This window comes from Polynucleobacter sp. 71A-WALBACH (genome assembly GCF_018882365.1).
Classification (GTDB): Bacteria; Pseudomonadota; Gammaproteobacteria; order Burkholderiales; family Burkholderiaceae; genus Polynucleobacter.
The window spans coordinates 120,824-142,954 of sequence record NZ_JACVOP010000001.1 but is presented as its reverse complement, the minus strand read 5'-3'; the positions used below and the strand labels follow the sequence as shown (position 1 = coordinate 142,954).

General features: G+C 45.4%; 22 protein-coding genes and 2 riboswitches. Of the genes, 11 read left to right on the top strand and 11 right to left on the bottom strand.

Annotation, left to right across the window (positions count from 1 at the left end; translation table 11 throughout):
* Nucleotides 1–112: 112 nt before the first annotated feature.
* Nucleotides 113–736 carry a tyrosine-type recombinase/integrase gene (locus ICN42_RS00670; protein ID WP_062310081.1) on the top strand — a complete coding sequence of 208 codons (624 nt, stop codon included), beginning with the start codon at nt 113–115 and terminating at the stop codon, nt 734–736.
* Nucleotides 737–1,087: 351 nt separating this feature from the next.
* On the opposite strand, the gene panD is transcribed toward ICN42_RS00670, so the two are convergent.
* The 4 genes from panD to ICN42_RS00650 all read right to left on the bottom strand — a co-directional run bounded on the left by panD (nt 1,088) and on the right by ICN42_RS00650 (nt 3,828).
* On the bottom strand, nt 1,088–1,447 hold the full coding sequence (gene panD / locus ICN42_RS00665; RefSeq protein WP_216252781.1) for an aspartate 1-decarboxylase: 360 nt from the start codon (nt 1,445–1,447) through the stop codon (nt 1,088–1,090).
* Between the two features lie 59 nt (nt 1,448–1,506).
* On the bottom strand, nt 1,507–1,695 hold the full coding sequence (locus ICN42_RS00660; RefSeq protein ID WP_216249429.1) for a hypothetical protein: 189 nt from the start codon (nt 1,693–1,695) through the stop codon (nt 1,507–1,509).
* Nucleotides 1,696–1,805: 110 nt separating this feature from the next.
* Nucleotides 1,806–1,910: riboswitch (glycine riboswitch) on the bottom strand.
* A gap of 3 nt (nt 1,911–1,913) precedes the next feature.
* A riboswitch (glycine riboswitch) is annotated at nt 1,914–2,003 on the bottom strand.
* A 180-nt stretch (nt 2,004–2,183) separates the two neighbouring features.
* Nucleotides 2,184–2,456, bottom strand: coding sequence for a hypothetical protein (locus ICN42_RS00655; protein WP_216249427.1), 273 nt, complete (start codon nt 2,454–2,456; stop codon nt 2,184–2,186).
* A 211-nt stretch (nt 2,457–2,667) separates the two neighbouring features.
* Nucleotides 2,668–3,828 carry a sigma-54-dependent Fis family transcriptional regulator gene (locus ICN42_RS00650; protein WP_071539724.1) on the bottom strand — a complete coding sequence of 387 codons (1,161 nt, stop codon included), beginning with the start codon at nt 3,826–3,828 and terminating at the stop codon, nt 2,668–2,670.
* A gap of 231 nt (nt 3,829–4,059) precedes the next feature.
* Here ICN42_RS00650 and ICN42_RS00645 point away from each other — a divergent pair, with 231 nt between their 5' ends.
* The 7 genes from ICN42_RS00645 to oxlT all read left to right on the top strand — a co-directional run bounded on the left by ICN42_RS00645 (nt 4,060) and on the right by oxlT (nt 10,973).
* Nucleotides 4,060–5,580, top strand: a complete 1,521-nt coding sequence (locus ICN42_RS00645) for an aldehyde dehydrogenase family protein (RefSeq protein ID WP_071539723.1) — start codon at nt 4,060–4,062, stop codon at nt 5,578–5,580.
* A gap of 76 nt (nt 5,581–5,656) precedes the next feature.
* Nucleotides 5,657–6,034, top strand: coding sequence for a DUF779 domain-containing protein (locus tag ICN42_RS00640; protein WP_071539722.1), 378 nt, complete (start codon nt 5,657–5,659; stop codon nt 6,032–6,034).
* Between the two features lie 468 nt (nt 6,035–6,502).
* Nucleotides 6,503–6,793 carry a co-chaperone GroES gene (locus tag ICN42_RS00635; RefSeq protein ID WP_015421939.1) on the top strand — a complete coding sequence of 97 codons (291 nt, stop codon included), beginning with the start codon at nt 6,503–6,505 and terminating at the stop codon, nt 6,791–6,793.
* 26 nt (nt 6,794–6,819) lie between these two features.
* Nucleotides 6,820–8,469, top strand: coding sequence for a chaperonin GroEL (gene groL / locus ICN42_RS00630; protein ID WP_216249423.1), 1,650 nt, complete (start codon nt 6,820–6,822; stop codon nt 8,467–8,469).
* A gap of 172 nt (nt 8,470–8,641) precedes the next feature.
* Entirely contained in the window at nt 8,642–8,989 is a 348-nt protein-coding gene (locus tag ICN42_RS00625) for a hypothetical protein (protein ID WP_216249419.1), read from the top strand.
* A gap of 71 nt (nt 8,990–9,060) precedes the next feature.
* Nucleotides 9,061–9,336 carry a hypothetical protein gene (locus tag ICN42_RS00620; protein ID WP_216249415.1) on the top strand — a complete coding sequence of 92 codons (276 nt, stop codon included), beginning with the start codon at nt 9,061–9,063 and terminating at the stop codon, nt 9,334–9,336.
* 368 nt (nt 9,337–9,704) lie between these two features.
* A complete protein-coding gene (gene oxlT / locus ICN42_RS00615) occupies nt 9,705–10,973 on the top strand; it encodes an oxalate/formate MFS antiporter (protein WP_216249413.1) in 1,269 nt (422 codons plus the stop codon).
* A gap of 82 nt (nt 10,974–11,055) precedes the next feature.
* On the opposite strand, the gene ICN42_RS00610 is transcribed toward oxlT, so the two are convergent.
* The 4 genes from ICN42_RS00610 to ICN42_RS00595 all read right to left on the bottom strand — a co-directional run bounded on the left by ICN42_RS00610 (nt 11,056) and on the right by ICN42_RS00595 (nt 14,491).
* A complete protein-coding gene (locus ICN42_RS00610) occupies nt 11,056–11,502 on the bottom strand; it encodes a cupin domain-containing protein (protein WP_216249411.1) in 447 nt (148 codons plus the stop codon).
* Between the two features lie 95 nt (nt 11,503–11,597).
* Nucleotides 11,598–12,965 (bottom strand): NAD(P)(+) transhydrogenase (Re/Si-specific) subunit beta, encoded by a 1,368-nt coding sequence (locus ICN42_RS00605; protein WP_216249409.1) that lies wholly within the window; start codon nt 12,963–12,965, stop codon nt 11,598–11,600.
* Nucleotides 12,966–12,997: 32 nt separating this feature from the next.
* On the bottom strand, nt 12,998–13,336 hold the full coding sequence (locus tag ICN42_RS00600) for a proton-translocating transhydrogenase family protein (protein WP_114691891.1): 339 nt from the start codon (nt 13,334–13,336) through the stop codon (nt 12,998–13,000).
* Between the two features lie 24 nt (nt 13,337–13,360).
* Nucleotides 13,361–14,491 carry a Re/Si-specific NAD(P)(+) transhydrogenase subunit alpha gene (locus ICN42_RS00595; RefSeq protein WP_216249407.1) on the bottom strand — a complete coding sequence of 377 codons (1,131 nt, stop codon included), beginning with the start codon at nt 14,489–14,491 and terminating at the stop codon, nt 13,361–13,363.
* Between the two features lie 174 nt (nt 14,492–14,665).
* On the opposite strand from ICN42_RS00595, the gene mnmA reads away from it, so the two are divergent.
* Nucleotides 14,666–15,781, top strand: coding sequence for a tRNA 2-thiouridine(34) synthase MnmA (gene mnmA / locus ICN42_RS00590; RefSeq protein WP_216252780.1), 1,116 nt, complete (start codon nt 14,666–14,668; stop codon nt 15,779–15,781).
* Between the two features lie 19 nt (nt 15,782–15,800).
* Here the strand turns inward: mnmA and ICN42_RS00585 are convergent, their stop codons facing one another.
* Nucleotides 15,801–16,415, bottom strand: coding sequence for a glutathione S-transferase N-terminal domain-containing protein (locus tag ICN42_RS00585; RefSeq protein WP_216249393.1), 615 nt, complete (start codon nt 16,413–16,415; stop codon nt 15,801–15,803).
* A gap of 94 nt (nt 16,416–16,509) precedes the next feature.
* Between ICN42_RS00585 and purB the strand changes: the two genes are divergently transcribed.
* Nucleotides 16,510–17,889 carry an adenylosuccinate lyase gene (gene purB / locus ICN42_RS00580; RefSeq protein WP_216249390.1) on the top strand — a complete coding sequence of 460 codons (1,380 nt, stop codon included), beginning with the start codon at nt 16,510–16,512 and terminating at the stop codon, nt 17,887–17,889.
* Between the two features lie 2 nt (nt 17,890–17,891).
* Nucleotides 17,892–19,268, top strand: coding sequence for a 3-deoxy-D-manno-octulosonic acid transferase (locus ICN42_RS00575; protein WP_216249387.1), 1,377 nt, complete (start codon nt 17,892–17,894; stop codon nt 19,266–19,268).
* A 15-nt stretch (nt 19,269–19,283) separates the two neighbouring features.
* Here ICN42_RS00575 and secF read toward each other — a convergent pair whose 3' ends face one another.
* Nucleotides 19,284–20,258, bottom strand: a complete 975-nt coding sequence (gene secF / locus ICN42_RS00570) for a protein translocase subunit SecF (protein WP_216249385.1) — start codon at nt 20,256–20,258, stop codon at nt 19,284–19,286.
* A gap of 3 nt (nt 20,259–20,261) precedes the next feature.
* Nucleotides 20,262–22,121, bottom strand: a complete 1,860-nt coding sequence (gene secD / locus ICN42_RS00565; RefSeq protein ID WP_216249381.1) for a protein translocase subunit SecD — start codon at nt 22,119–22,121, stop codon at nt 20,262–20,264.
* Between the last annotated feature and the right edge of the window lie 10 nt (nt 22,122–22,131).

Here is a 22,131-nt window from a genome sequence, read left to right as displayed (position 1 = left end):
TTGCCTCCAGTAGCTAACTAGCTTGAATGGCTGCTTTTGAGATTTCTAGAGTCCTTGCTGATGCCATTAATTCAGCGCAAAGTGATATTCCCTTTCACATAAGGAGAATGTCATGGAACAGCTTATTGCAACTACGCATAAAGAACCCTGGAACAAAGGCAAACTGACAGGGCAGAAAGCACCACTTAAGTTAAAAGATATTTGGGCCATTCGGGTCCGACTTCAACTAAATGGCAACAAGCGGGATTTAGCTTTATTTAATTTGGCTATCGACAGCAAATTAAGAGCTTGTGACCTAGTTAAGTTAAAAGTTCGAGATATCGCGACTGGAGACCATGTTTCATCTAGAGCCAACATATTGCAACAAAAGACCCATCGACCAGTTCAGTTTGAAATTACTGAATTAACAAGGACTGCAGTTGAGCAATGGATTCAGGCGGATGGTTTGCACCTGGAGGATTATCTATTCCCCAGTCGGATTAAAGAATCCCCACATTTATCGACTAGGCAGTACGCTAGGATTGTGCATAGTTGGGTTAGCTCTATTGGCTTGGAATCAGCAAACTATGGAACGCACACCATGCGCCGCACTAAGGTTTCTTTAATCTATCGCCGGACTAAAAACCTACGAGCAATTCAGCTGCTGCTGGGTCATACCAAGCTGGAAAGTACAGTTCGTTACCTAGGCATTGAAGTAGATGATGCTTTAGAGATGGCAGAACAAACTGAGGTTTGAAATTGGGGAGGCTGCGTTAATGCCATCGCCGCAGTCTACCCCTCTCACATAAGCAGACAGTCAGATGGACTTTGGGCGATAGGCTCAATCCGACCCAAAGCAGCCCCTCGCACTTAACAAAAAAGACCTGCTCAAAAGCGGGCCTCTTATCGAGGGCTGAGTTACCAACTTTACAAACCAACCGTATAAGTCGCCATCACAGTAGTTGTAGAAACTGCTTGTTAAGCTTCTTGTCTATAGATAGTCCATAGAGGCTGCATTCGGAAAGGCCTAAGATCCAAATTGGGCAGAGAAAGACTGAAAAACATATCAACATCGATGGATAGCAACGGATTTGCGGTCACTCAGAGACTATTTTTTAATTTCTTTGATGTTATTACCTTCTCCAACTAAGATAATTTTAGGGGTATGGCTTTCCAGATCAACTTCACTAACCTGACCATAGGTACAGATGATTAAATGATCCCCAACATGCGCTCTTCTTGCGGCCGCTCCGTTAAGAGAGATCACTCCAGATCCACGAGCCGCTTTAATAATGTATGTTGAAAAGCGCTCGCCATTATTAATGTTATATAGCTCAATTTTTTCAAACTCCCGCATATCTGCCGCATCTAACAAGTCCTCATCAATCCCACATGAGCCTTCATAGTGCAAGTCAGCCTCAGTAACTTTTACACGATGCAATTTTGCTAAAAGCATAATTCGATTCACTTGATTTTCCAATTTTAAAAGTAAAGCCACGGCTATTCCTAGCTGGGCTATCGCATCATCTATGGGGTAGATGGGCTTATTTTTGAAGACTTGCAGAAATGTACTATTACCTCTGAAAATCTAAGGTAGCGAGCATTGATTTTTCTAAAGCTCTCTAATTCTGCCAACATTGGTGAAACCTCATGTTGATAAGCGGCATCCTCATATCCAGGGTGGAATGGGGCTTCTTCAACGAATTTGTTAGTCATGATGAATTCCTAATTTAATAAATGAAAATTTAAATAACAAAAGTTCAGAAATAAATTAGCCAGGAAGGCTATGCATGCGAGTTCTCCTAAAGTGCCATAGCAATATGGCTGCCGCTCCCCCTGTCCCTGATACCTGAGAGATTCACACTGCAGCGTGGCTGAGTGCTTGCTCCTTCGGTGCACCATAAAGATGGTGACTCTCCAGACGGCTATTTAGGATAAGCAGTACCTTCCTATCGGATACCTGAGCGTTCATGGGAGTTTGCGCCTTCGGTGGAGATAAAACCTCACTCTCCTGCTTAAGCAGAGTATATCGTTAAACTCTAAGCCCAACCACTAAAGAATGTACTGCAGCTCTTTATTTGAGTATCTGGTTATGGCGTTTACGAGATGGTGAGCAGGCCTTCATCCCAACCAAGCCAAGATGGCGTAATTCGACCCATAAGGGACTATGGCAGAGCAATCCCTTCGCCAACGAAATAGAAGCTTTATTGACCCGGTACTTTATCCGGCTGCCAACTATATCCACGCGCCTTCATGCACGCTGAATAAAGCTCTTGATTTGTTTGAACGCCAGAGTAGCCGTTATATCCTCCCCATCCAGGACCCCATCCATTGCCCCAACCATAACCGCCTTGACTGTACCCATAGGGTTGCTGCGACTCCTGAAGACAAGCGTAGTTATCCTGATTAAATTGCAGTGGCGCAACACCGCTCTTGATCCATACGCCCGACTGAGTTGCACAGGAGGCAAGAATCATGATCAAGGGAGACAAATAGAGATTATGAAAACGCATATTGATACCAATACTTAATTTAATGATTCTTGGTGGGCCCTGCGTGACTCGAACACGCGACCAAAAGATTAAGAGTCTTCTGCTCTACCAACTGAGCTAAGAGCCGCATTGCCCTGCTCTTACTTGGAGACGTATTTACTTATGCTCCCATTAAAAGACATTTTCTAGGTATCGCCTATCTTTTGGGCTCGCTTTTAAGATAGCGATATAAGGTATTCCTACTAATACTTAAAAGCTTGGCTGCAAGAGAGATGTTGCCATTTGTCTTCTCTAGGGTTTTCTGAATAGCAATTCTAGAAAGCTGTTTTAACGCTCCCGATTCAAATTCTTCAATGTGGCTCACATTAGCTTGTTCCTCAGATAAGTCGACGGCAATATCGAAGTTCTTCGTTTGGTGAGAGCGGGCATATGATGAGTTCAAAGCAAATTTAAAAAATAAAGATTTAGAAAAATGGGTTCTTAATTCATATATCTTACTTTGGTCTTTTTTGGCGTAATCCAATATTCGATCCAATGAAATATCTAAAAGTTGTTGAATCTTTACAGCTCCAATATCCAAGGCATTGATTTCCATTAGCGAAAGCGCGGCACGATCTACTCCAAGTACAGTGCCATTTTCATCGAGTCCCATGAGACCCTCTCCCATTGACCCAAGTCCCTCAGGACTACTATGCACTTTTAGGACAAGAGTGTATTGGGACTCAATAGAGCAAAACAATTGTTTTTCTAGGGAGTGAACAGTTGCTTTGACGAGTCCAATGGTGTGGGGGTGATAAGCGTTTTTGTCCGTTGAGATATCTAAAACACCACTAATGCTTCCATCTGGCGCAAAGATTGGTGCAGCTGTACAGCTTAAAAACCCATTGTTTTCTAAAAAATGTTCAGGTCCATTAATTGAAACTGCAGTTCGTTCAACTAAAGCAGTGCCAATTGCATTGGTCCCGCGATGCTTTTCTTGCCATGAAGCGCCCGTCTTAAGTAATACTCGATCAGCTTTAGAAACAAATTGAGCATCTCCCACAGAATGGACAATAACTCCTTGGTGGTCAGACAAAATAATAACCCCGCCACTGCCAGACATTAATCCATGCAAATAATTCATGGTGGGTTTCGCTAAAGCAATGAGATCACGTCGTTGATCAATGCGAGATTGCAATATAGAGCCACTTAAAATATTGTCAGGTAACTGCTTTTGAAATGCCTCCAGCCCCGAGTGCAAGCACCTTTGCCAAGAACGGTAAACCGTTAAGCCTAATTGTGACTCGAGATTTCCGGCAGGCACGTCTCCGCGAAGAAGCCAGCTTCTTCTGATATCCCGGAGATTGGAAACTTTCATTTTGAGTCCACTAATGAGTTAGGTCAGTACTCGCTAGAGTGTCACATAAATGAACACTTGTTTATTTCGCCACTCAGGAAATACCCTTGTTTATAGCTCTTTTTGAATATTTGAAAAATTGCTGCACTGCATCTGATTGCGTAATTTTTCTGCTTCGATGAAATTGCGCTCTATTGCTATTTCTTAATTGGAATAAATAGCATTTCATAAGCACATTCATAGGAGAAAATCTTGATCTACGAAGCCCCCGGCGCTGCAGGCGCAAAAATTCAATACAAATCTCAGTACGACAACTTTATTGGCGGCAAGTGGACTCCGCCGGTGAAAGGCCAGTACTTTGACGTCATCACCCCAATAAGTGGCAAGGTATATACAAAAGCTGCGCGTTCAAGCGCGGAAGATATCGAGTTGGCGCTAGACGCCGCTCACAAAGCGGCTGATGCTTGGGGTAAGACAGCTGCTGCTGATCGAGCCAATGTCTTATTAAAGATTGCTGATCGCATTGAAGCCAACCTAGAGCTCCTTGCTTATGCTGAAACTGTAGATAACGGAAAGGCTATTCGCGAAACTCTCAATGCGGATATTCCCCTCACAGTTGATCATTTCCGTTATTTTGCAGGCTGTATTCGCGCTCAAGAAGGGGCACTCTCTCAAATCGACGAGACCTCTGTGGCTTATCACTATCACGAGCCTTTGGGAGTGGTGGGTCAAATTATTCCCTGGAACTTCCCTATTTTGATGGCAGCTTGGAAATTAGCGCCCGCAATCGCGGCTGGTAATTGCGTAGTACTAAAACCAGCAGAATCTACCCCTGTTTCCATCTTGGTATTAATGGAGTTAATTGCCGATCTGTTGCCACCTGGAGTACTCAATATCGTCAATGGCTATGGACGTGAAGCCGGGATGCCATTGGCCACAAGCAAACGTATTGCGAAGATTGCCTTTACTGGATCCACCTCTACTGGTCGAGTCATTGCTCAAGCTGCTGCGAACAACTTAATTCCAGCCACCCTCGAATTAGGCGGAAAATCTCCGAATATCTTCTTTGCGGATGTAATGGATAAGGATGATGGCTTCTTAGACAAGGCCATTGAAGGTTTGGTGCTATTTGCCTTTAATCAGGGTGAAGTTTGTACTTGCCCATCTAGAGCCCTTATCCAAGAAAGCATTTATGAGAAATTTATGGAAAAAGTTCTCAAGCGTGTAGCGGCTATTCAACATGCCAATCCTCTTGATACAGACAGCATGATGGGTGCGCAAGCCTCCAAAGAGCAGCTTACTAAGATCTTGTCATATTTAGATTTAGGGAAACAAGAAGGTGCAGAAGTGTTAATCGGTGGCGCACAAGCGAACTTGGGCGGAGACCTTGAAGGCGGCTACTATGTTCAGCCCACCTTATTTAAAGGTCACAATAAGATGCGCATCTTCCAAGAAGAAATTTTTGGACCAGTCTTAGCGGTAACGACATTTAAAGATGAAGCTGAAGCTTTAGAAATTGCCAATGACACACTCTATGGTTTGGGTGCTGGAGTATGGAGCCGTAATGGCAACGTGGCATACCGCATGGGCCGCGCCATTAAAGCTGGCCGTGTCTGGACTAATTGCTACCATGCATACCCTGCCCATGCAGCCTTTGGTGGCTATAAAGAGTCTGGCATTGGAAGAGAAACCCATAAAGTAATGCTCGACCACTATCAGCAAACCAAAAACTTATTAGTCAGTTACAGTGAAACTAAGCTGGGATTCTTCTAAGTGGATAGTTAGTGATTTAATCAAAGGGCGGAGTAATCCGCCCTTTTTTATTCTTGGAGTTAGGAAAGGATTAAATATGGTTGAACGCGTTATAGCTACAGATGAGGCGCTAGCCCTGATTGCTCAGCTACAGGCTGAGCATAGTGAAATCATGTTTCATCAATCTGGGGGATGCTGCGATAACAGTGCAGCTAATTGCTATTTACCAACGGACTTGACCATTGGTCCATATGACATCAAATTGGGTGAAGTTGGTGGTGTGCCATTTTTTATTGGCAAGCTCCAATATGAGTATTGGAAACATACACAACTAATTCTGGATGTAATCGAGGGGCATGGTGGAACATTTTCTCTTGAAGGCTCAACTGGAAAAGCATTTCATACTCGTTCACGCCTCTTTACTGATCAAGAATGGCAGTTAATTGAATCCCAGGTCCTGAAAGATTTGAGCTGAAACAATATTCAATATGTAAACGTCTCTTACTGGCCGATCTCCGCCCCACAGGAATCCTAAATACTCTATTTTGAATGACTGCAATTGAATGAAAAGCGGTCGGCACCTAATTAACCGTTGCCGTGACTTTGGTTGCTGACGGCATTATTTACAGAAAAATTAGATAACTTCCCTCAATAAATATTCGCCTATATTTAATGTCAAAATTTGTGGAAAAATCATATCTCTATGATTTTTATGGATTTCTCAGTTCAATCACGGGTATCCAGAGTTCAATCCTTAAGAAACTCCAACAATTTGCCCTTGAAATCCCTAGAATCAGACCTATATAATCAGCACTCCCTACACGCGAGTGCTAAAACAGGCTTACTAAGCTTAAAAGCTTGTTGCCTTCGTGTTAAGAGATTGCAACACATTGATTTATATTGGTTTTTTAATTAGTTAACACTTACTAACATAGGAGAAGGAATGAATCTGCGTCCTTTACATGATCGCGTAATCATTAAACGTTTAGATCAAGAATCAAAAACTGCCTCTGGAATCATCATCCCGGATGCTGCTGCTGAAAAGCCTGACCAAGGCGAAGTATTGGCAGTTGGCCCAGGCAAGCGTGATGACAGCGGTAAGTTGAATGCACCAGACGTCAAAGTTGGCGATCGCGTGTTATTTGGCAAATATGCAGGTCAAACAGTTAAGGTCGGCAGCGATGAGCTTCTCGTAATGCGCGAAGAAGACATCATGGCTGTTGTACAGAAGTAATCGGTACCTAAGAAAGGAACTCAATCATGGCAGCAAAAGACGTCGTATTTGGAGATAACGCCCGTACCAAGATGGTAGAAGGCGTAAACATTCTTGCGAACGCAGTAAAGACAACTTTAGGACCAAAAGGTCGTAATGTAGTTATCGAGCGTTCATTTGGCGGCCCAACCATCACTAAGGATGGCGTATCCGTAGCAAAAGAAATCGAACTCAAAGACAAGCTCCAGAACATGGGTGCTCAGATGGTGAAGGAAGTTGCTTCTAAAACTAATGACATCGCTGGTGACGGTACCACTACCGCTACTGTATTAGCTCAGTCCATCGTTCGCGAAGGTATGAAATACGTAGTTTCAGGTCACAACCCAATGGACTTGAAGCGCGGTATCGATAAAGCAGTTTCAGCTGCAATCGAAGAGTTGAAGAAAATCAGCAAGCCGTGCACAACTACTAAAGAAATCGCTCAAGTTGGCTCTATTTCAGCTAACAGCGATCACAGCATTGGGCAGCGTATAGCTGAAGCAATGGAAAAAGTAGGTAAAGAAGGCGTCATCACTGTTGAAGATGGCAAGTCTTTGGAAGATGAGCTTGAAGTAGTTGAAGGTATGCAGTTTGACCGCGGTTACCTCTCTCCATACTTCATTAACCAACCTGAAAAGCAAGTTGCCGTATTGGAAACTCCATACGTTCTCTTGTTTGACAAGAAAGTTAGCAACATTCGTGACTTGCTCCCAGTACTCGAGCAAGTGGCCAAGTCTGGTCGTCCATTGTTGATCATTGCAGAAGATGTTGAAGGCGAAGCCTTGGCAACTTTGGTTGTAAACAACATTCGCGGCATCATTAAGACTTGCGCTGTTAAGGCTCCAGGCTTTGGCGATCGTCGTAAAGCCATGTTGGAAGACATCGCGATTTTGACTGGCGGTACTGTGATTGCCGAAGAAATCGGTCTTACACTCGAGAAAACAACTCTTGAGCACTTAGGTCAAGCGAAGCGCATCGAAATTGGCAAAGAAAACACCATCATCATTGACGGTGCTGGCGATGCTAAAGCAATCGAAGCGCGCGTAAAGAATATTCGTGTTCAGATCGAAGAAGCAACTAGCGACTATGACAAAGAGAAATTGCAAGAGCGCGTTGCCAAGTTGGCAGGCGGTGTTGCAGTGATTCGTGTTGGCGCTGCTACTGAAGTTGAAATGAAAGAAAAGAAAGACCGCGTTGATGATGCATTGCATGCAACTCGCGCAGCGGTTGAAGAAGGTATTGTTCCTGGCGGTGGCGTAGCTTTATTACGCGCAATGCAAGGTATCAAGGGCTTAAAAGGCGACAATCCTGATCAAGACGCTGGTATCAGCATCGTATTACGCGCAATGGAAGAGCCAATTCGTATCATCGTTTCTAACGCAGGTGATGAAGCCAGCGTAGTTGTTAATGCGGTATTGGCCAGCAAAGGCAATAACGGTTACAACGCAGCAACTGGTGAATATGGCGACCTCGTAGCTCAAGGCGTGATCGACCCAACTAAGGTAACAAAAACTGCATTGGTTAATGCAGCTTCTGTTGCAGCCCTATTGTTGACTACTGATTGCGCAATCTGCGAAGCTCCAAAGGATGATTCCGCTGGTGGTATGCCTGATATGAGTGGTATGGGTGGTATGGGTGGAATGGGTGGCATGATGTAATTGCCGTCAATTTCCTCAGCTCTCAAGCTGTAGAAACAAATACGCCTGGTTCAAAAGACCAGGCGTTTTTTATTTATGTACTTTGATTATTAATAATCAATATGAAAAGTGACATAAATAACTTTAATTGAAAGTCGTGGTGTTTGCGGGGCATTCACAATACCATTTGCATATGCAAAAAAATGACCAATCAGAGTATTTATTGCTTTTTGCGGAAGTTGTAGCAATCAATAAGCGGTATGGACTTACTTCTTACAATGAGGTGTCAGTTCTTAATGCCGTGCATTCTGCAGTGTTGGATAACAATCGCTTAAGAGTGCTTGATATTTTGCTTATGGAGGACATTGCCTCCCAGCCAACCCTGCATGCCATATTGAAGAAATTAATTGCAAAGAATCTACTGCTTACCAAAGTCGATTCTGAAGATGGTCGGGTAAAAATTGTGCTGCCCACAAAGCTCGCCCTAAAAAGGCTAAAAGAGTGCGAAGCATTGTTGCAAAAAATCCAAAAGAAGCGATGAAAATATTCTGCTCTTCCATCTGCAGGGCGAAAGAAATTTTTAAGCCCTTGGCTTTTTTGGCCATACTATTTGTGGGACTGCATTCATCGAATGCGCTTGCTCAAACAGTCGATACCAAACAAATCATTTGTTATAGAGAGTCTATTAAAAACCCTTATTCATTTATGGGATTCTCTGGTGATACTTTTCAGCCATCCGATGGTTCTAGTTGGAAGGTTTCTGGTGGTCAATATCAAACGATTTCTCCATACAATGGGGGCGCTGTCGTTGTCTGCCCAGACTGGGGTAAGTTGATTATTGGAAGTGTGGCTATCTCGATTCAGAAAGCTAGCAAAGGAAGCTGGTAGGCCTCTTGCTTACGCTATGTCAGACCAAAACCGCCTCTGGGCGGTTTTTAAATTTGAATCCAACTAGTAGATCTTCAAGAAGCTGACCTAACCATATCCTCTACAACCTTCTTCGTATCACTAAAGACCATCATGGTTTTATCTATATAGAAAAAGGTTTGCTATCAAGGTCGGCATTACCTGCAGCCATGGAGTCTGCGAAGCTCCAAAAGAGTAGACGTTTTTTATTGCTCTAGATTGGTGCATCCATGGAATGCATGATGCACCAAAGCGGTGATTGAGCTAGGGATTCCCCTTGCCCTAAGGAACACAATGAACTCCTAAGGATTGAATTTAAAAATTCTAGTATTTTGAATAAGGAGACTTGTATGAGTTCAGTAACAATGAGTGCGGCACCTGCTAGCACTAACCCCCTGAAGTCCAAATGGGTGCAGCTTGCCCTTGGCGTCATTTGCATGATGTCGATTTCAAGCCCTCAGTATGTCTGGGCGCTATTTACCAAACCCATCATGGGTCAGCTTGGTGTAACTCTGACTGAGTTGCAGGTAACCTTTTCGATTTTGATTGTGCTGCAAACTTTCTTCTCGCCATTTCAGGGTTATTTGGTAGATAAATTTGGACCTCGTCTTTTGCTATCTATTGGTACGATTCTCACTGGTCTAAGCTGGGTTCTCTCCGCAAACCTCACAACAGTTTCTAACCTCTACATCACTTATGGTGTGCTTGGTGGTCTGGGTACCGGAATTGTGTACATCGGCGTTGTGGGTCTGATGGTTCGCTGGTTTCCCAATAACCGAGGTTTTGCAGTCGGAATGGTTGCCGCTGGATATGGTATCGGCGCACTTTTAACCACATTTCCTATCGCTACCAGCCTCACTGAGACTGGTCTCCAAGGCACTTTAACATTCTTTGGGTACATTATTGGCGCCGTAGGCCTGCTAGCTGCGCAAGGTATTCGAGTGCCACATGCTGACCGTATTCAAACTGCTGGCCAGATTGAAGCCGCTGCGTCAGGTGTTACTCCTAAAGCAATGCTCAAGACCCCAGTTTTTTGGTTGATGTTCTTGATGATGTCCATGATGTCCACATCAGGTTTGATGGTAATTTCTCAAATGGGTGCATTTGCGAAAGATTTTGGCATTACTGGAGCAATGGTTTTTGGAATGGCTGCATTGCCTTTGGCTTTAACTATTGACCGTGTAACCAATGGCTTGACACGTCCATTATTTGGTTGGGTATCAGATAAAATCGGACGCGAATACACAATGACCATTGCATTTGGTCTTGAGGCAGTAGCAATGTTTTTCTGGGTAATGACACGCTCTGATCCCGTCATGTTTGTGATTTTGTCGGGTATCGTGTTCTTTGGCTGGGGTGAGATTTTCTCTTTATTCCCATCAACCTTGACAGATACTTTTGGTCAAAAGCATGCAACAACTAACTATGGTTTCTTGTACATGGCTCAAGGTGTTGGATCCATCATCGGTGGCCCAATTGCAGCTTACATCCATGGTGTTACTGAGAGTTGGATCCCAGTGTTTGCCATCATGATTGCTTTAGATGCAACCGCAGCACTTCTTGCCTTCTTTGTATTGCGTCCAATGCGCGCAAATTACCTAAAGGCTAAAGCAGCATAGGTTTAATATTTTTGAAATTGTAAAAATAGAGCTCTTGTAGCTCTATTTTTATTTGCAGTTCATTTCCTTGTCCTTACGAATCCTAGTGCTCACGTATAACTAAGGCGGTGCCTACTGTCCCTGCATAGACAATGATTAGGTCAACTGGCTCGGTCCCTGGATTGGAGCCCAAATGCCACTCTTTAAAAAGTTCAACCAATGGTTCGCCTGCTTTCACTATTACTTTTTCGCCGGCTTTGGTCAGGATATTGAGCTCACCCTTTAGTAAAACGCCGGCATTAATGACGGGGTGCATATGCATCGGTATTGACGCCCCAGGGGCAAATGTATATCTCACGATGGTAATTTCAGGCTGACCTTCGCTGTATGCTGGAAGTGTGGATCCATTCCAAGACTTGGTAGTTTTGATTAAAACATTCGCCTCTACGCCTGGAATATCTGTGTAATAGTGCTTTTGAGTGTCCTCAGCATGGCTATGCCAAGAGTACGTCAACGCAAAAGCTATTAAAATTTTTTTAGGTAATGTCATTAGAGTTTTTCTTGATATTCGACATAAAAAATGGCTAGTAAATTAACTTACTAGCCATTCTGGTTTAGTGCTATTACAACTCTAAATTACTTACATTAGCTAACAGACTTCACCATATCTTCTACAACTTTCTTCGCATCACCGAAGACCATCATCGTTTTATCCATATAGAAGAGTTCGTTATCAAGACCGGCATAACCAGCAGCCATGGAGCGCTTGTTCACAATAATTGTTTTAGCTTTGAAAGCTTCCAAAATCGGCATGCCGAAGATAGGGCTACCTGGAGTGCGAGCAGCAGGATTTACTACGTCGTTTGCACCCAGCACCAACACCACATCAGCCTGACCAAAGTCGCTATTGATATCTTCCATTTCAAATACTTGATCGTATGGAACTTCAGCTTCAGCCAAGAGAACGTTCATGTGACCAGGCATACGGCCTGCAACAGGGTGGATCGCATACTTTACAGTTACGCCGTGATGAGTCAATTTCTCTGTCAATTCTTTCAGAGCGTGTTGAGCACGGGCAACTGCTAAGCCATATCCAGGAACAATCACAACTGTGTCGGCATTTTCCATTAGGAAAGCCGCATCTTCTGGAGAGCCAGTTTTGTAATTTTTTGGACCACCATCATCAGCGCCACCAGCAGAAGCTTCGGCACCGAAGCCACCAAGCAACACTGCCAAGATAGAGCGGTTCATCGCCTTACACATAATGTAAGACAGAATGGCACCAGAAGAGCCAACGCAAGCGCCTGCAATAATCAATACTGGATTGTTCAATGTGAAACCAATACCTGCAGCTGCCCAACCAGAGTAGCTGTTGAGCATCGATACCACCACTGGCATATCCGCGCCACCGATTGGGATAATTAAAGTAACACCCAATACCAGGGCGATCGCACACATGACCAAGAATGCTTCATGGCTACCCGTCATGAAGTACATGACTCCACCAGAAACCATACCGATAGCAAGGATGAGGTTGAGTAAATGTTGGCCAGCAAATGTCACTGGCTTGCCGCTAACCTTGCCAGATAGTTTTCCGAAAGCGATTACAGAAGCGGTAAAGGTAATTGCACCAATAAATGCGCCGATAAAGAGTTCAATCTTTTGCGCGCCGGTATGGTCATGAGCTGGGTTGTATACCGCTGCAATAGCAATTAAGACAGCCGACAAACCAACAAAGGAGTGCATGAGCGCAACGAGCTCAGGCATCTTCGTCATCTGCACACGCTTGGCTGCGAGCGTTCCAATGATCGCGCCGCCAACAATGGCGCCAATAATCAATGAGAAGACTGGCTTAAAGTCAGGGATCATGAAGGTGGTAATCACGGCAAGCAACATGCCGATCATGCCAAAGGTATTACCTTGACGTGAAGTGGTTGGTGATGACAATCCACGCAAGGCGAGGATGAAGAGCACTGATGAAATGAGGTAGGAAATCGCGGTTATGTTTGACATTATTGTGGTCTCTATAAGATCTTGTTCTAGTTTTATTTAGTTCCAGTCGCATCAGCCTTGGGAGCTTTTTTCTTGAACATCTCAAGCATGCGACGGGTAACCATAAAGCCACCAAAAATATTGATTGAGGCCAGGAAGACTGCTACGGCGCCAATAATGCTGGTGAGAGTGATCTCATCGCCACCAATCACTTCAGTTTGAAGTAGGGCGCCAACAATAATGATTCCAGAAATAGCATTAGTAACCGCCATGAGTGGTGTATGTAGTGCAGGAGTGACGTTCCAAACTACGTGGTAGCCAACAAAAATAGCCAGTACAAACACGGTGATGTTTTGGACGGTGAGGATGCTTTGAAAAGCAGCGAGATCCATGATATTTCCTTCGAATGTTCTTTATTAGTTTTTACGGACAGCTTGGCCATCACGACACATGAGGCAGGCAGTTACGATGTCGTCATCTGTTGGGATCACTAACTTCGCTTCTGGATCGACGATGAGTTTCATGAAGTCGAGCAAGTTACGTGAATACAAAGCCGAAGCATCTGCGGCAACCATGCTGGCAAGGTTGGTGTAACCAATAATCTTCACACCATTCTTTTCAACAATCTTGTCTGCTTCAGTCAAAGGGCAGTTACCTGAACCGTTTTCACCTCGACCTGCTGCCAAGTCGATCACGATGGAGCCAGGTTTCATATTGGCAACGGTATCGCTGTGCAATAAGACTGGTGGCTTACGTCCTGGAATCAAAGCGGTAGTAATCACGATGTCAGCTTGTTGAGCGCGCTCCGCAACAAGGGCTGCTTGACGCTTCATCCAGGCTTCTGGCATTGGGCGGGCATAGCCACCAACACCTTGTGCGATTTCACGCTCTTCGTCAGTTTCATAAGGAACATCGACGAACTTCGCGCCGAGGGATTCAATTTGCTCTTTAGCAGCAGGGCGTACATCAGATGCTTCGATGACGGCACCCAAACGCTTAGCAGTCGCAATTGCTTGGAGGCCGGCAACACCAGCACCCAAGATGAGCACGCGCGCAGCTTTGACGGTTCCTGCAGCGGTCATGAGCATTGGCATAAAGCGCTGATATTCATTTGCGGCAACTATGACTGCTTTGTATCCAGCAATATTGGCTTGTGATGACAAGACGTCCATGCTTTGGGCGCGAGTAGTGCGTGGGGCAGCCTCTAATGAGAATGCGGTTACACCTTGCGCAGCCATTGCGGCAATATTGTCGTTATCAAATGGATCGAGCATGCCGATGAGCACGCTGCCAGATTTAATTTGTTTGAGTTCTGCAGCTTCGGGAGCGCGAACCTTGAGAACGATCTCCGCTCCAAAGGCATCAGCGGCGCTACCAATGGTTGCGCCCACTGCTTCATATGCAGCATCTGGCTGGCTGGCGGTTACACCTGCATTCTTTTGAATAACAACGGTGTGGCCTTGACCAATCAGTTTCTTAACGGTTTCTGGTGTGGCAGCAACACGAGTTTCCCCGGGTCTGATTTCCAGCGGTACGCCTATGCGCATGGCATGTCTCCAAATACAAATTTTTCGAAAAATCTATTTTAGTTAAATAGGCAAAAAACTACCTATCTATTTACCCTGATCACCATTCGTTTGGTTTACTTCAAATCTTGGTAAGTTTGAAGGAAGACTTCTACAATGGGGTTTTCAGCTTATATTGAATTCTCGCATTTTTTGATGATCCCGCTCAATTCTTCCGCAATACCCGCCTCAAAACCGTCCAAAGTCGTCGTTGGGATGTCTGGAGGGGTGGATTCGTCTGTAGCAGCTTGGATGCTCAAGCAACAAGGCTATGAAGTTATTGGTCTTTTTATGAAAAACTGGGAAGACGATGATAACGACGAATATTGCTCCTCACGCCAGGATTGGCTAGATGTCGTTTCTGTGGCTGACCTCATTGGAATTGATGTTGAGGCAGTCAATTTCGCAGCTGAGTACCGTGAGCGGGTTTTTGCAGAGTTTTTGCGCGAATATGCTGCCGGCAGAACGCCTAACCCCGATGTATTGTGCAATGCAGAAATTAAGTTCAAAGCCTTTTTGGACCATGCCATGAGTTTGGGCGCAGATGCTATTGCTACTGGCCACTACGCGCGGGTGCGTCATGAGGGTGGCCGAGTGCAATTATTGAAGGCGCTTGATGCCACCAAAGATCAAAGCTATTTTTTGCATCGCTTAACTCAAAGCCAATTAGCAAATGTTCTTTTTCCTTTGGGAGAAATCCCAAAAACGGAAGTGCGCAAAATTGCTGAACAAATTGGTTTGCACAATGCACGCAAAAAAGATTCCACTGGTATTTGTTTTATTGGTGAGCGCCCCTTCCGCGAGTTCTTAAATCGTTACTTACCTCGTACCCCTGGACCCATCAAAACTCCTGAAGGTAAAACGGTGGGAGAGCATATGGGGCTTGCTTTCTTCACTCTAGGTCAGCGCAAAGGCATTGGCTTAGGGGGTAGTCAAGACGGCAATGGTGATGCTTGGTATGTGGCTCGCAAAGATGTAGCTAACAACACTCTATATGTGGCTCAAGGCCACGAGCACCCATGGCTATTAGCCAATCAGCTTTCTGCAATTGATGCCAGCTGGGTTGCGGGGGAAATGCCTGTGTCTGGGCAGTATTCAGCAAAAACCCGTTATCGCCAAGCAGACTCTGCGTGCTCGCTTGCCGCAGGAGCAGAAGGTGCTTTGAGTTTTCAGTTGGCTTTTCCGGAGGCGCAGTGGGCAGTGACCCCTGGCCAATCCGCTGTTTTGTATGACGGTGATATTTGCTTAGGCGGCGGAATTATTTCCGCCTAAGCATGTTTAATTCTCTGAATTAGGCAGCTGGAGGCGCTGTTTCAGCAAAAGAAGGTCTTTGCATCAACTTTTGATACAGGGCGTCTAGATTCGGATATTGGGACTGCCAAGTAACATTCGGGAAGCGAAACAGCAAGTAACCCAATGCGCAGCCCACAGCAATGTCAGCCAAAGTCATTTGATTACTATGGCACCAAGCGTTTTCGCCTAATTCACGGGACATTTGGGCTAAAGCAGCGTCAATTTTGCCCATTTGGCGCTGAATCCAGTCTGGACTCTGCTGCTCAGGTGGGCGCAAAGTCACCTCTAAACGAGCCAAAATTCCAGCATCCTCAATCCCATCAGCTAAAACTTCCCAGGTTTTGACAGTAGCGCGTTCACGGCTGCCTGTGGGGATCAGCTTTCCAACTGGGCTCAGGGTGTCGGCATACTCCGCAATCACACGGGAGTCGTAGATAGCTTCACCATCATCTAAAAGCAGGCAGGGAACCTTGCCTAAAGGGTTGTTATGGGCAATTTTGGTGTCTGCAGCCCAGACATTCTCAAGTTCTAGGTCTACATCAACCTTTTTTTCCAAGAAAACAATGCGTACCTTGCGTACGTAGGGGCTAGTGAGGGATCCGATAAGTTTCATAGGGGTCAGTATAGCCAAGCCGGCCAGATTGGGTCGCCTCCAAGAACGATTAAAATCAGGGTTTATTGAAACATTCAATGTAAAGGCAATATTCGTGAGTCAGCCGATTTCTACCCTCAATGCACTTTCCCCTTTAGATGGTCGTTATGCCGGAAAGCTAGATGCCTTACGACCATGGTTGTCCGAAGCTGCATTTATGCGTCAAAGGGTGTTTGTAGAGATTCATTGGCTGCTGGCTTTGGCCTCTGCAGGCTTGCCGGATGTGCCGAAAATTAGCGCTGCTGATGAAGCTTTTTTATTGTCCTTGCCAGAAAACTTCTCAGATACAGATGCCCAGCGTATTAAAGATATTGAGGCAGTTACTAATCATGATGTTAAGGCGGTTGAGTACTTCTTAAAAGAAAAAGTGGCGGGTCGTCCAGACTTATTAAAAGCCAGTGAATTTATTCACTTCGCCTGCACCTCTGAAGACATTAACAACACTTCGCATGGTTTGATGTTGCGTGGGGCGCGTGATGAAGTTTTGCTGCCGCAACTCAAAAAAGTACTTTCCGTACTTACGGATTTAGCAATTGAGAACGCTAAAGTTCCCCTCTTATCCCGCACTCATGGTCAGCCAGCATCTCCAAGTACATTGGGAAAAGAGTTAGCCAATATCGCTAAACGTTTAGAGCGTGCGATTGCGACGATTGCCGCAGTACCTTTGTTGGGGAAAATGAATGGCGCAGTTGGAAATTACAACGCCCATTTGTCTGCCTATCCTGATTTTGATTGGGAAAACTTTTCTAAGAATGTAGTTGAGAAGCGTTTAGGTCTTACCTTCAATCCGTACACCATTCAGATTGAGCCGCATGATGGCATGGCTGAGTTGTTTGATGCGATTGCCCGTGCCAACACGATCTTGTTAGATATGGACCGTGACTTCTGGGCTTATATTTCGATTGGTTACTTTAAGCAACGCACTAAAGCAGGCGAGATTGGTTCTTCCACTATGCCGCATAAAGTGAACCCGATTGACTTTGAAAATTCCGAGGGTAACTTAGGCGTCGCGAATGCCTTATTGCGCCACTTAGCTGAGAAGTTGCCAATTTCTCGCTGGCAGCGCGACCTGACTGATTCAACCGTATTGCGCAATCTGGGCCCAGCCTTTGGTCACAGTGTCTTAGCTTATGACAGCGCCTTGCGCGGTCTGAGTAAATTGGAAGTGAACCATGCTGCCATTGCTGCTGACTTAGATGGATGCTGGGAAGTATTGGCGGAGCCAGTGCAAACCGTCATGCGTCGTTATGGCATCGAGAATCCGTATGAGCAACTTAAGGAGCTCACTCGCGGCAAAGGCATCAACCAGGCTGATTTACAAACCTTTATTCGTGGTTTGCAAATTCCGGATGATGCAAAAACACTGCTGCTAGAGATGACACCATCTTCTTATTTAGGTAAGGCGGTCGAATTGACCGAACGTCTGAAAAAGTGAGTTTGACTCCAAGCCTTGGGCGCGCACCGCAGGATTCTAAATACGGTGCTCGTCCCAAGTTCTGGTTTGCTGTTTATCAACTGCTGTGGCATCTGCTACTGCCTTTTGCATTCATTCGCCTTGCTTGGCGCACACGATACTCATCTGAATATTTAAACCACTTCTCTGAGCGTCTTGGCTTTGCTTACGGAAAGTCGATTACTCAAGGTTCAATCTGGATTCATGCGGTATCGGTTGGTGAGACAAGAGCCGCTCAACCTCTGATTGATGCGTACCTAGGGCGTGGCGAAACGATTTTGCTCACACACATGACATTGAATGGTCGCCGCACTGGTGCTACTTTATTTGCAAAAGCTATTGCTGCAGGCCAGCTACGCCAAGTCTATTTACCGTATGACCTTTGCTGGGCAGTTGCTAATTTCATTCGGGCGTTTAAGCCAAAGTTTGGTTTGTTCATGGAAACCGAAGCTTGGCCAACCATAGTGTTTTATTGCGCAGAAATTGGCTTGCCATTATTTTTGGTGAATGCTCGTTTATCTGAACGTAGTGCTCGACGTGTCAATCGATTTGGTAAAGCAGGAAGATCTTTATTTCAGGCTTTTGCCGGCATCTTAGCTCAGACCGAATTTGATGCAGAACGCTATCGTAGTCTTGGTGTGAAGAAAGTGGAGATCGTTGGTAATTTGAAGTTTGATGTTCCGCTGGATCCGCTGCTAGTGCAGCAAGGAAAGTCCTGGAAGCAAGAGTTGCATGGGGGGCTGCGACTGATGGTGTGCGCAGCCAGCACTCGCGATGGTGAAGAGGCGATTATCCTCAAGGCCTGGAAAGATCTCTTACTTAGCAATACCTTTGAGATTGCCCCATTGCTCTGTTTGGTGCCGCGTCACCCTGAACGCTTCGCCGAAGTTGCTAATCAAATTCAGGATGCTGGCTTGAAATTTCGACGCCGTACAGAATGGATTCAGACGCCAAAGGATGAGGTCGATGTGGATGTGATTCTTGGGGACTCGATGGGTGAGATGCCAATGTATTACAGTGCCGCTGACTTGGTTGTCATGGGTGGTAGCCTACTGCCTTTTGGTGGGCAGAATCTAATTGAAGCTTGTGCTGCGGGATGTCCAGTATTGCTTGGTGAGCATACTTATAACTTTCAACAGGCAGCATTAGATGCTATTGAGATGGGTGCCGCGAAGCGCATTAAGGGCGAACTCTTATTGAGTGAGCCAGTTGCCCTCATGGATAGCTTGAAAGAATTGCTATTAAATACCGCTGAGCTGGAAAAGATGTCGAGCGCCGCAAAGACTTACTCGATTGAGCATCAAGGTGCGACTAAGAGAATATTAGCCGCCCTCGAGCATCAAAATTTCAAGCTAAGTTAACAACTCAGTGAAAACTTAGACCTGCGCCCCAAAGTTTGGGTCGTCATTGCGAGTAGGATCTTCAGGTTTGCGCTCGCCTTTAACTAAATCCTCACGGGTCACACCAAGCCACATGGCTAGAGCCGCTGCCACGAATACTGAAGAGTAGATACCAAATAAAATACCGATGGTCAGAGCTAAAGCAAAGTAGAAGAGGGTCGGACCACCAAAAATCAACATCGCCAGAACCATCATCTCGGTACTACCGTGAGTAATTACGGTACGGCTGATCGTACTGGTGATGGCGTTATCAATAATTTCGCGGGTGTTCATCTTGCGGTATTTACGGAAGTTCTCGCGAATACGGTCAAAAATCACTACTGACTCGTTTACCGAGTAACCCAACACAGCCAATACCGCTGCCAATACTGAGAGTGAGAACTCCCACTGGAAGAAGGCGAAGAAGCCGAGAATGATCACGATGTCATGCAAGTTCGCGATGATGCCCGCGACAGCAAATTTCCACTCAAAGCGGAAGGAGAGATAAACCACAATCCCGATGATCACAAACAGCAGTGCCATCAACCCATCCATTGCGAGTTCGCGACCAACCTGAGGACCAACAAACTCCACACGTTGTAGCTTGACGCCAGAAGTTGCTGGTTCAAGTGCCTTCATCACTGCGGCACTTTGATCCGCTGAGGAAATCATTTTTCCTTCAGCATCTTTTTGCAGTGGCAGGCGAATCATCACATCACGTGAACTACCAAAGTTCTGGATTTGAGTGTCAGCGTAACCGAGCTTTTCAACATTGGCCCTGATCGAGTCTAAAGGTGCTGTTTGCGGATAAGTGACTTCCATCACCGTGCCGCCAGTAAATTCAATCGACAGGTGAAGGCCGTTATGCCAGAGGAAGAAAACGGCAGCTAGAAAGGTAATTAAAGAAACCGCATTAAGCACCAATGCATGGCGCATAAAGGGAATATCTTTTTTAATCCGGAAAAATTCCATGTCTTATTTCTCCTGTGGACGCCAAACTTGGCCGATAGCGAGTTTTTGAACTTTTTTACCTCTGCCGTACCAGAGGTTAACCAGGCCACGTGAGAAAAAGACTGCTGAAAACATTGAAGTCAAAATACCAAGGCAATGCACTACCGCGAAGCCTTTGATTGGGCCAGAGCCAAATGCGAGAAGTGCAAGACCAGCAATCAAGGTGGTGACGTTCGAATCCAGAATGGTTGCCCAAGCCTTATCAAAACCAACCGCAATAGCTGTTTGAGGAGCGGCGCCATTGCGCAACTCCTCACGAATACGTTCGTTAATCAAGACGTTGGAGTCAATCGCCATACCCAGTGCTAAGGCCATCGCAGCGATACCTGGCAACGTTAAGGTGGCTTGCAACATCGAAAGCACAGAGATCAACAGTAATAAGTTGACTGCCAGAGCTACGACTGAGAAAGTACCAAACAGGAGGTAGTAGGCAATCATAAAGACAGAGATTGCGGCAAAACCAATGATGAGGGATTTAAAGCCCTTCTCAATATTTTCCGCGCCGAGGCTTGGTCCAATCGTGCGCTCTTCAATAATTTCCATTGGAGCGGCTAAGGAGCCCGCGCGCAACAAGAGAGCTAAGTCATTAGCGCTCTCGGTAGTTGGTTGACCAGTGATCTGAAATTTAGAACCAAACTCACCTTGAATCGTGGCAATCGTGAGAACCTCACCTTTACCTTTTTCAAACAAGATCATGCCCATTGGCTTACCAATGTTTTCACGAGTAACTTCTTGCATGACGCGACCACCAGCAGCATCTAAGGAGATATTCACCGCAGGGCGTTGGTTTTGATCAAAGCCTGCGCTTGCATCAGTAATGCGATCACCACTAAAGATCACCGATTTTTTGAATACACCTTGACGGGTTTCACCAAAGCGGAAGACGTCCATACCTGGAGGAGGAGTTTCACCAATCGCGATAGTTGAAACAATTGGATCAGCGAGTCTAGATTCGAGGGTTGCGGTACGACCAATAATATCTTTGGCGCGAGCGGTGTCTTGAACGCCGGGTAGTTGAACAACGATGCGCTCGGCACCTTGCTGTTGAATGACTGGTTCTTTAACAGCCAATTCATTCACGCGCTTATTGAGTGTGACGATATTTTGTTTGACTGCGTTATCTTGAATTTCTTTCAAAGCAGTAGGTTTGAATTCGCCCACGAGTTTTGGAGACAAGCCAGTAGGTTTAATTTGCCAGGTCAACTCAGGCTGACTTGTCATCAAAACAGTACGTGCTTTTTCTGCGTCTTCAGTGCTGCCAAAAGTGAGAGTGATAGTGTCTTGACCGCGCTCAATACCTTGTTGACGAATCGATTTATCACGCAACTGGCTACGAATATCCGTTGCTAAAGAAGTCACCTTCTTCTGCACCGCACCCTTCATGTCCACTTGCAGCAAGAAATAAACACCGCCACGCAAGTCAAGACCCAGGGGCATTGGTAATGCATTTAGCGCATTCAACCATCCAGGCGTATTGGAGAGTAGATTTAATGCAACCGTAAAGTTGGGTTCGTTTTGATCGATGTTCAATTTCTGCTGCAGCAAGTCGCGTGCGCGAAGTTGAATGTCGGTATTGTTAAAGCGGATTTTGATTGAACCTACGTTGCCTGTAGATTCAAAGAAGATGCCGGTATTACTAATGTTGTCATCAGTCAGAATCTTTTCGACTCGAGACTGAGTCGCCAAATCAACCTTAATGGTTGGTTTGGCGGATGAGACTTGAACCGCTGGAGCCTCTCCATAGAAATTGGGTAATGAATACAGTCCTCCGATTAATAAAGCAAATAGGATGACTATGTATTTCCAGAGAGGGTAGCGATTCATATTGAGATAC